At 38.3% G+C, this 10,901-nt stretch carries 7 protein-coding genes and 1 pseudogene; 2 read left to right on the forward strand and 6 right to left on the reverse strand.

Translation table 11 applies throughout. From position 1 onward, the window contains the following. Positions 1–141: 141 nt before the first annotated feature. From ACYUCW_RS17140 to ACYUCW_RS17155, 4 genes are all read right to left on the reverse strand, one after another. Complete coding sequence (locus ACYUCW_RS17140; RefSeq protein WP_004247412.1) at positions 142–489, reverse strand: YfiM family lipoprotein; 348 nt, start codon at positions 487–489, stop codon at positions 142–144. Between the two features lie 147 nt (positions 490–636). Continuing rightward, a complete protein-coding gene (gene pssA, locus ACYUCW_RS17145; RefSeq protein WP_004246096.1) occupies positions 637–1,995 on the reverse strand; it encodes a CDP-diacylglycerol--serine O-phosphatidyltransferase in 1,359 nt (452 codons plus the stop codon). Positions 1,996–2,183: 188 nt separating this feature from the next. Continuing rightward, the gene (locus tag ACYUCW_RS17150; protein ID WP_460409123.1) at positions 2,184–4,844 is read right to left on the reverse strand and encodes a bifunctional acetate--CoA ligase family protein/GNAT family N-acetyltransferase; all 2,661 of its coding nucleotides are present in this window, start codon (positions 4,842–4,844) and stop codon (positions 2,184–2,186) included. 44 nt (positions 4,845–4,888) lie between these two features. Continuing rightward, positions 4,889–5,572, reverse strand: a complete 684-nt coding sequence (locus tag ACYUCW_RS17155; protein WP_460409125.1) for a tRNA-uridine aminocarboxypropyltransferase — start codon at positions 5,570–5,572, stop codon at positions 4,889–4,891. A 137-nt stretch (positions 5,573–5,709) separates the two neighbouring features. On the opposite strand from ACYUCW_RS17155, the gene ACYUCW_RS17160 reads away from it, so the two are divergent. Both ACYUCW_RS17160 and ACYUCW_RS17165 read left to right on the forward strand, forming a co-directional pair. After that, positions 5,710–6,777: a C48 family peptidase gene (locus ACYUCW_RS17160; RefSeq protein WP_163748740.1), complete on the forward strand. Its 1,068-nt coding sequence runs from the start codon at positions 5,710–5,712 to the stop codon at positions 6,775–6,777. Between the two features lie 165 nt (positions 6,778–6,942). Then, complete coding sequence (locus tag ACYUCW_RS17165) at positions 6,943–8,046, forward strand: tRNA/rRNA methyltransferase (RefSeq protein WP_460409127.1); 1,104 nt, start codon at positions 6,943–6,945, stop codon at positions 8,044–8,046. A gap of 107 nt (positions 8,047–8,153) precedes the next feature. Here the strand turns inward: ACYUCW_RS17165 and emrB are convergent, their stop codons facing one another. Continuing rightward, complete coding sequence (emrB, locus tag ACYUCW_RS17170; protein ID WP_135091764.1) at positions 8,154–9,671, reverse strand: multidrug efflux MFS transporter permease subunit EmrB; 1,518 nt, start codon at positions 9,669–9,671, stop codon at positions 8,154–8,156. Between the two features lie 17 nt (positions 9,672–9,688). Beyond that, a pseudogene (emrA, locus tag ACYUCW_RS17175) lies at positions 9,689–10,863 on the reverse strand (multidrug efflux MFS transporter periplasmic adaptor subunit EmrA). Positions 10,864–10,901: the final 38 nt, after the last annotated feature.

A 10,901-nucleotide genomic window follows, 5' to 3' on the forward strand; every position in this document is an offset into this window, starting at 1 on the left:
CGATGGTAGTGTGGGGTCTCCCCATGTGAGAGTAGGGAACTGCCAAGCATTAAATAAGACGAGAAAGCCAACCCAATGGGTTGGCTTTTTTGCGTTTGATATTTTTTATTCTCAATTTTATCCTTTAACTTAGGAAAAGAGTTATTTCAATTGCTGATAGAGTAAACTGCCAGCAGCGGCTCCTGCCACATCATAAGCAAAATCATGCCAGCTCCATCCCGTACCTTGTGGTCGACTATCATAAAGCTCTTTAGCGACGCCTAAACTTATTGAAAAGGATAAGCCAATAACTAATCCTTCTCGATAAGAATAGTTCTGATGAGCTGCGTAAGCATTAGCTCCTGCGGAGGCTACCATAGAAAATAAAAAATGCTGTGCTTTATCTTTTCCTTGCCAATTATCATTGGCAACATGAAAGGATTGACAACCATTTAACGTGACGAGTGAAAGTAAAACTATCAGATAGAAGCCATTACGCTTTAGTTTCATATAATATCCACGCCTTATTACTATATCTTGATCGTTAGATAGTTGAGCTTAAATCTTAATAAGTTGAAGTATAGTGGATTATAGCGACAAAAAAGCCTTACTTATTTTAAGTAAGGCTTATAAATAGTGCTTAGCAGTATATTTAAATTAGAGTATACGACTAATTAGTCTATCAACACGGATACGCCGTAAACGTTTAATTAATTTTTTCACTTTTAGAGGGTAAAATTTAATACTCTCTAATTGTTGATAACTTTTAACAATCAGTGTTTTTTCTCTGATACAAGCTAACTCTTTATGGCGTTGTTCATGTAATTCATGATGTGGATCGTGAATTAAGATGGCATTTTCAAGATCTAATCCCCAAGCTCGAGGGTTTAGATTATTACCTGTAATTAATTGCCACTCATCATCAACCCACATGCCTTTTAAATGATAGGTATTATCACCGTCTTTCCAAAGCCTTACTGTTAATTGGTCATTATCAATAAAACGTTGAAAACGTTGGGTGAATTTACGAAGATTAATCTCATACAAATAAGGCAAAGCACCTATTATTTTAAAGGGCTCTTCTGGCGGAATATAAAAGTCATTTGCCGTTTTATCACCAATAATAATCTCAACCTGTTTACCATTTCTCAGTAAATGACTAATTTGGCGCACCAAAATAGCAGGTAAATTAAAATAAGGTGTACAAATAACCAACTTTTCTTCAGTCACGGCCATGAGGTGGGAAATAGTCTTATTCAAGATATTTTTCTTGCCTAAGCCGACTAATGGAGTCACTGTTAACTGATTATTTGAGGCATTTCCTTTTATATCGTAACCATCATGTGTGCGTAAATTAAAGCGGAATTGACGGATACAATTTTTAATTTCTGCACAACGCACTCTCTCTTCTGAATCAAGACGTTGAATAGCATCTGATTGCAAAAGGCTATCGACAATGAATTGCTTCATTGTGTTTGCGAGTTCAGCATTATGAATGATGTGATATCTGTCATAACGGTATTTATCAAGTTTATGCAAATAGACGTTATTAATACTTGCACCACTGTAAATAACCGTATCATCAAAGATAAACCCTTTTAGATGTAATACGCCTAATGCTTCACGTGTATTAACAGGAATACCATAAATAGGGACGTCAACATCAGGATGCTGTTGTGCAACTTTATGATACCAATCTGCATTTGTTGCATCAGCAGAGACACCTATACGACCGCGTTGAGCACGATGCCAATCAACAATAACGGTGATGGAAAGTTCAGGACGTTGTTGTTTTGCGGTATAAAGTGCTTCAAGGATCTCCTCGCCCGCTTCATCATGTTCTAGATAGAGTGCGGTAATAAAAATCTCTTTTTGAGCTTGCGCGATATATTTCAATAAGGTGCTGCGAAACGCGGATGTCTGATAAAGCGTTTCAACATCAGCAACTGACTGAGCTAATTTAGGCAGTTGTGCAAGGTGTTGTTGATGCTTAGCAAGTTTTAGTTTAGACAACATCACAGTGCTTATTTCTCTTGTTTATGATGACTAAAAGAGTCATCTTCTATGTAAAAAATTCTGTAACCGATCTTCTGATCATAACATTAGTTATATAGGATGTACGCATAAAATCATCTTATAGAGTGAATTTCTCTTAGGATGTGTGAATAATCACATTCAGAAATTTTCTATTCGCGATTTTATCACTATACATCACTGAGAGGATCAAGAAGCAAGTTGAGATTGACTATTCCTTCATCAAACTGTACTTCCACAGAAAACCCTAATTTTTTAGCAAGACTTATCATATTACGATTTTCAGGCATGGTAATGGCAGTTAACCGTTTGATGCCATGCGCCTTAGTATAGTTGATTAATTTCATCATTAATTGGTGACCCAGTGTATTACCTTTTAAATCAGAGCGTACCAAGATAGCAAATTCAGCCTGTTGATTATCAGGATCTGCCATAGCTCGAGCAACACCAATAATTTCTGGATCATCGTGAGGGTGGCGAATGGCGACAAAAGCCATCTCACGATCGTAATCAATTTGTGTCATATTAGCGAGATCGTCATGGGTAAATTCGCTGATCTCACTAAAATAGCGATAATAGAGATCTTCTTTGGTCACTTGATTAATAAAGGTTTTTAGTAGAGGTTCATCTTCAGGCAAAATAGGTCGAATAAAACAAGGTTTGCTATCTCTTAAAAAGAAAGTTTCTTCTAATTCATTGGGATACGGGCGAATAGAAAGTTTTTGATGAGGATCGCCTTCGATTGGTGACAGCTCCATAGCCACGTCTAACAAAGTGAAATCATTACCCGATACTAACAACGGATGTATGTCGAGCCTGACAATTTGTGGACAATCTAATAGTAAGTGTGAAACTTGCACCAAAAAATGGCTTAAGCTTAGGATATTCAGTGGTTGTAATGCACTTCTAGGTTGGAGCTTGCCACTTTTTATTGCATTAATAACCAGATAACGAGCTAGCGCCATATTAAGTGGTGGCAAAGCAACGGCAGCTTTTGTTTCGATTTGCCACTCAACACCTCCTTCTCCTAATAGAATTAGGGGGCCAAAGATGGGGTCTTGTTCAATCGCAACACGTAGCTCTTGGGAGCCTGCACGGTTTGCCATACTTTGTACTAATAGTCCTTGAATTTTCGCTTGTGGGTAAAGCTCGCTTACCCGCTCGATAATGGCATGTGCAGCCGATTCAACTTCATTGCTGTCTCTTAAATATAACATAACCCCCTGAACTTCCGATTTATGAGGTATATCAGGAGAGCGTAATTTCAGCGCGACCGGATAACCTATTTTTTCTGCAATACTGACCGCTTCTTGTGCATTATGAGCAATCCAAGTAGGTAAAGTATTAAAGCCATAGGCTTCCATAATGGGCTGGACTTGGTGTGTATCAAGGCGATACTGTTTTTTGTCGAGAGCGTCTTCAATACAGCGATGGGCTTGCTGGGTGTTCATTTTTATTTCTAAAGGTAATGCCGGCGTTTCCTTTAGTTGTTTTTGGTTTCGGCGGTACTCCACCATATGCATAAAAGCGGTAATTGCGCCTTCAGGAGTGCGATAAGTGGGAATACCCGCTTCACTAAATAATTTACGTGATTGTTGAGATGAATATTCGCCTCCCCAATTAGTAAATAGAGTGAGCCATTTTCTTCTGGGGTGCTTATTAATTGCTTCAATAACTTTTTGTGCTGTTTCAATACTTGGTGCAATAGCACTTGGTGTATGAATTAAGAGTAATGCATCATGATCATGGCTATCTAATAGACAATTCACTGCCCTAATATAGCGCTCTACCGTGGTATCATCACCTAAATTAAGCGGATTACGAATAGCAGATGTGTCTTGCACAATGGCTTGCAATTGTTGCTGAGTATCAGCAGATAATTGTGCTAATTTGCCTGACTGTAAAAATAATTCATCTACGGCCATTGCCGCAGGAGCTGAACCATTGCTGATGATCATCAGTTTCTCGCCTTTTAATGGCGTCATATAACTGAGGGTTTCAACCGCTGAAAACATCTCATGAGTATCTTGTACGCGTAACAGTCCTGCGCGTTGGAAGGCTGCATCATAAGCAACATCATAACTTGGCGTATCGCCTAAGAGTAATTGGGCTTTTTGTGTTCGACCACTTTTTATAACTAGTATTGGCTTATTGCGTGATGCACTACGTGAGGCAGACATAAAGCGCCTTGCATCATGAATATGCTCTAAATGCAGTAATATTGCACTGGTTTTACTATCTCTTGCCAGAAAATCCAGTAAATCATCAACTTGGATATCTTGGTTATCACCTAATGCAATAAAATAGGAAAAGCCAATATTGCGGTAATACGCCCAATCTAGGATGGTGTTAGCTACTGCTGCTGATTGTGAGATAAATGCCAATTTGCCTTTTTTTACAGGAAGGGGTGAAAAGCTGGCATTTAAGCCTTGCCAAGGGGCTAATAAACCTAAACTATTTGGACCTAACAAGCGAATATGGTATTGCTGGCAGAGTGTCTTAATAGCTTGAAATTGTTCTGATTGTGCTGAAAGAACAATCACGGCTTTACAGCCTGATTGACCTAATTGCTCAAGAAGTTCAAGATTGCGGCGATGATGAGTACAGATAATTGCCAAGTCTGGTACTTGGGGGAGTTTATCAATAGAAGGATAAGTAAAAACACCAGAAACAGAATTGCGAGTCGGATTGACTGGAAAGACTGGCCCATTAAACCCACCACTGAGTAAGTTTTTCATCATTGTGGTTCCTGCTCTGTCTACTTTGTCAGAGGCGCCAATCACCGCAATTGATTTAGGACGTAATAGTGCTTCAAGGCCTCGCTGGCTCATATCAACTCCTAAGTTTATGATAAACTGTATTCAATGTAGCTGATTTACTCTTCTTTTGCCTGACATCTGTCTGGTTTTCCAATTAAATATTGTTGACGAAAGTAACTAAAATGAGAAAAAAGCTGTTGTGACGCTAAATCATCGCCGACATTGGCTAAAATAGAAGCGGCAACTTCAGCGGTACAATGTTGCTCTTCTCTTGCTGCTTGACGGAGCATGTAGTCACATTTACTGGCTTCATTAATTGAAAACAGTGGTAATGCATCAAGGTAGGGGCTTTTACGAAACATTTTTCTCGCCTCTGTCCAAGTGCCGTCTAGTAAGATAAATAGCGGTGGCTTACTGTTTGCAGGTAACTGGTGATAAACTTTTCGCGAAGGAGAAGCATAGCTGTCTGGGAAGACGACATAAGCTTGTCGATGCGGATCATTAATTGCATCAAGTAAGGCTTTTTCAGGCTCGGTACGTGACCATAAAAAGGCAAGTGTATCGGGTAAAACATCGGCAATTAATTTTCCTGTATTACTTGGTTTCATCACTTCTGTATCGTACATCATTAAACAAAAACGGCTTTTCGCGGTTTGATGAATGATGGTGTCACACAGACACTGTTTTTCAGGTAATAAACAAAAAGTGCATCGTTTAACACGAAAGCCTCTGGCTTTATATGGGCGTGTAGAGATAGAAACTCGATATTGACGAAGTCGAGAAACCGCATTGTCATGCATAACAGAAAGACCACAATCATAAATAAAGGAATGAATATTACCATGATACCCAAAGGTCTACTATCAGTTGTTTTTTATGAAAGTTTATTTACCGTATAGTGGTAGGATTATTATTATTTAATAAATTTTGGTGACTTATGAAGGTAACACAAATCCTTTTTTATAATAATGAAAATAGTATTACAGATAATGAAATAAAAAACCTATTTAATATCTTTGATACTCAGGTCATTAATAATAGTAGAGTGGATGTTAATCTTGAGACTGCCAAAAATCAAATAAATAAACTCGCTGATGCAGTTAGGAATGGAAGCTCAATAGATTTAGATTATTTAGTAAACATCATGTTTCATGATGATATAAAAATAAGCTTATATGCAACTAATCAGCTCTACTTGATTTATCCAAAATTAAACAACTCGATAAGAGAAGATATTAAAGAATTAGTCAAATTACTCTATGAAATAAAAATAAAAGAGGATCAAGAGTATTTTAAAGAACGACCTTTATTAAGTGCAATGGCTTGTGAGGAAGCGATTGCTAGACAAAAGGGAAAAGGGGAGAATGTTTTTATCTCAGCGGTTGATAATTATTTAAATATAAAATGTAATGATAGCGTATTGGCCAATAGTAATGAAAGCGTAAGTAATAATAATCGATATATATCTTCATCTGAATTAGAGTCTTGGGCGTCATTTCAATCCTATCAGTGTGATATTTGTTCCTATGAATCAATACTTAAAAAAATAGAAAATAGCAAAGGATCCGCGGAGTTAAAAAATTATGTGGTTTTAGTCAATAATAACCATTGGGTTGCGTTATTGACTTATAAAGATAGCTGTTTTTTATGTGATTCATTGCCCTCAAGCAAAAAAGATGAACGTCATAACTTATTAATTGAACTAGAAAAAAAAGGATTTAATACTATCAATATAGAATATAATCTACAAGAAAATGTACCTAATGGATGTGGTCTTTTGGCGCTTAATTATATTGATAGTTTACATAATGAATGGAATAAATTTAATCATGAAAAAGAAGATGATTTAATATCCACAATAGAAACAGTATTACAAAAAACAGGAAAAGACTTTCTAAACCTAAGTTGTGGTGAGCAAACCACATTTAATCATGATGTTAGGAAAAAATTAATTATGGATACACTTTTTTGTATTGTTAAATCTAATGATGAATGGCTATCTTAGTTATTGATATAAAAGCTATTTTTTATTAATAAAAAGCTAAATCTAATTTTATTTTTAAAGAGAGTGTTTTTTGATATAGGTTTATCTCTTACTCTGCGTGATTCTCTCGGTGACAGTTGCTAAACTATCATGTAATCTGCGCCCCTATTGCAGTTGGAGAGACTAATGAACGATTCTTATGAAGGTAAAAACGGCAAAGTAAAAGTGATGTATGTCCGCAGTGAGGACAGTGCCGATAATAAACCTAAAAAACCATCCCGCCGCCCTAATAATGCTCGTGGTGATACTGACCGTAGTCATCGTCGTGATGATAAACGCGGTGATAACAAATTTTCTCGTCGTGATGAACGTGGTGCAGGTAAGTCTTCAGGACGTAATCCATCACGCAGTGGATCAAGCTCCTTACGTGATAACGATAGTGAAGGTGGTAATTATTCTCCATGGAAAACGATTTCTCGTCCGGGAGATGAGCCATTAAAAGAGCATGATGGAATTACTGGTAAAAGCCAAATAGATCCCGAACAGCTTCGCCGTCAGCGTTTAGAAGAGACGCGTATCTATGGTGAAAATGCTTGTCAGGCTATGTTTAAAAACCGTCCAGAAGCCATTGTTCGAGCTTGGTTCTTACAAGAAGTAACACCTCGTTTTCGTGAAGCGTTAAAATGGATGGCGGCAAATCGTAAAGCTTACCATGTTGTTGAAGAAGAAGAGATGGTTAAAGCGGCGCGTACGGATCATCATGGTGGCGTTTGTTTCTTAATCAAAAAACGTGTTGGCCATGATGCACAAACCTATTTAAAAGATGCACCAACAAAAGATTGTGTCTTAGCGCTTGAAGATGTGGGTAATCCACATAATGTCGGTGCTATTATGCGTAGCTGTGCTCATTTTGGTGTGAAAGGCGTCATTTCTCCCGACTCATCAGTGCTAGAATCTGGTGCAGCAGTACGTACCGCAGAAGGTGGTGCCGAGTATATTCAAGGAATTGATGCTGATAATTTTTCTCAGACATTAGAGCAGTTTAAACAGGTTGGCTATACCTTAGTGACAACCTCAAGTCACAAAGGAAGTGTGCCACTAGCAAAAGCTCAATTACCTGAAAAAATGGTATTAATCTTAGGTCAAGAGAAGGATGGCTTAAGTGATAGCACGTTAAAACAAGGGGATATGAGCATTTACATTGGTGGTACAGGCCATATTGAAAGCTTAAATGTCTCTGTGGCTTCTGGCGTGTTATTGGCTGAATGGTGGCGTCAACATCACGGCTAATTATTTAATTGTTAGATGATTTAAAAATCCCGCTGAATAATGAACTGCAGTCAGTTCACCATGTTCAGCGGGATTTTTCTTTAATTAACTAATCAATTCATTAATGGTTATTTACCCGGTGAGAATGGCGGTTTAGCAAACCAAACAACCACCAGCATTAAAATGAATATTCCTGCCGCTAGCCAGAAAATTTCATTCGCTGAAATAATCAGACCTTGTTCAGTGATTGTTTTAGCTAAATAAGCCGAGGTTTGTTCATCAGAAAGCCCCAATTCTCTCATCTGTTGAAAAGCCAATTGTGCATCGGGATCGAGTGGATTAATTTTTTCAACAAAGGTTTCATGATGTAATGACTCCCTTTGTGTCCAAATGGTTGTCGTTAATGATGCGCCAATTGCACCCGCTAAGGTTCTTAAAAAATTAGATAAACTGGATGCCGAGGCCATTTTCTCCGGAGGTAATCCCGATAAAGTCATCGTGGTTAATGGCATAAAGAAACATGCTACACCTAAACCTTGCCAGAATTGTGGCCAAGCAACTGTGGCAAAATCCATTCCGGGTTCAAAAGTATAAGCTCGCCAATAAAAACATACCGCAAACATAATAAAGCTAAAGCTAATGATATAGCGTAAGTCGACTTTTCCACCAAATTTTCCGATGATTGGTGTAATGATCAGCGGTAATAAACCAACAGAGGCTGCAGCTAAACCCGCCCATGTTGCGGTATAACCAAAGACTTCTTGCAACAGGAGAGGGAGCAACACAATAGTACCGAAATAGATCATATAAGCGAGACTAAGGGTTAAACAGCCAATAGTGAAATTGCGACTTTTAAACAGAGAAAGATCAATAACAGGGTGTTCGTCAGTTAACTCCCACACAATTAAGAAACTTAACGCCACTACAGCAATAATAGTAAGTACAATAATTTCAGTTGAATTAAACCAATCCAGCTCTTTACCTTGATCAAGCATGATCTGTAGTGCACCAACACCAACCACCAATAGTACGAGACCAATGGTATCTATTGGTTTAATTTCCGTTTTGGTTTCGCGACCCGATAATGTATTTGAGATGCACATAATAATTAACACACCAAAAGGTACGTTAATAAAGAAGATCCATCCCCAATGGTAATTATCACTGATATAGCCACCTAAAATAGGGCCTAAAATAGGTGCAACGACAATGGTAACCGACCATAACGCTAATGCCATATTGCGTTTTGCTGGTGGATAGTTATTCAATAGCAAACTTTGTGATAACGGAATTAAGGGGCCTGCGACTAAACCTTGAAGTACACGGAAAAAGATCAGCATTTCTAAACTTTGAGAAATACCACACAGCCATGATGTTAAGGCAAATAGTGCTGTTGACCACATAAAGAGGCGTACTTCACCAATACGTTTTGCCAGCCAGCCAGTAATAGGAATTGAGATAGCATTTGCAACACCAAATGAGGTAATAACCCAAGTGCCTTGAGAATTTGATGCACCTAAGTTACCCGCTATTGTCGGGATGGCTACGTTAGCGATTGTTGAATCGAGAACTTGCATAAAAGTGGCCAGCGCAAGTGCGATGGTCATTATAGCAAGTTTTCCTCCTTGTAAGGGTTCTTTAATCACCTTTACACCTCGCTTTATCATCCTGCATTTTGTTCAATGATTTCATTAATCAATGAATTGATTTCTGACATATCAATAGTGAGTGCATCAGTATGATAAGCCGGTGCTTGACGTTCGCTCTGTGATAATACTTTTCCATCAAGATTAACGGTATCCACAGTCACTTCAGTGGATAAACCGATACGTAGCGGTTTTTCTGCAACTTCTTTTTCATCAAGGGAAATACGTACCGGTAAGCGCTGAACTACTTTTATCCAGTTACCACTGGCATTTTGTGCCGGTAATAGTGAGAATGCACTGCCTGTTCCCATATCTAATCCCTGTACACGACCATGGTAAATAACTTTTTTACCATAAAAATCAGTGGTTATTTTCGCGGGCTGTCCGATACGCATATTGGCCAGTTGCGTCTCTTTAAAGTTAGCGTCTATCCACATACCTGTGACAGGTACGACGGCCATTAACGGTTTACCCGGTGCAACTTGTGCACCAACTTGAACGCTACGACGTGAGACATAACCTTCAGCAGGACTTAGTATTTTTGTTCGTTGTAAAGCTAGCCATGCATTACGCACTTCTGTTGCAGCTTGTAATACAGACGGTTGTTGTGCAATAGGCGTGGTTAAGATAATGGCTTGATTAGCATTATATTGCTCTTTTGCTACATCTAATGCCGCTTTTGCCGTGGCAACAGCTTCTCTTGCATGTTGGAGTTCTTCTTTTCCAATGACATTTCGCTCGCCTAATACTTCTCTACGACGCAGATCATTTTGCAATTTTGCCAATTCAGTTTCACGTAAAACAATATTCGCTTTTAATTGACGACCATTGATGATTTGCTGATGCATTTGACGGACACTATTTGCTAAAGCGGTTTTTGCTTTATCTAATGCAAGTATTTCATCGCTATCATCTAATTGGACTAGAGGTTCACCTGCTTTTACGTAGTCTGTATTGTCCACATAGACAGTCGTTACCGAGCCTGAAATTTGTGGCATAACCATAATTTGATTGCCTGTTACGTAGGCATTATCTGTGGTTTCATGATGTCTAAGAACCATAAACCAGTAAGCGGTATAAGCGAGCCCCGCGAGAATAAAGATAAAAGTCAGTAGCAATAAAACATTTCGGCGAGTTCGTTTTTATTGCGAATGGGAGCCTGAGGTGGATTTTTTTCCTCATTTACACTCATTTAGAAGATCTCCATAAACCAGAAAAAGCATTATATAT

Source organism: Proteus sp. MB838, assembly GCF_054767435.1.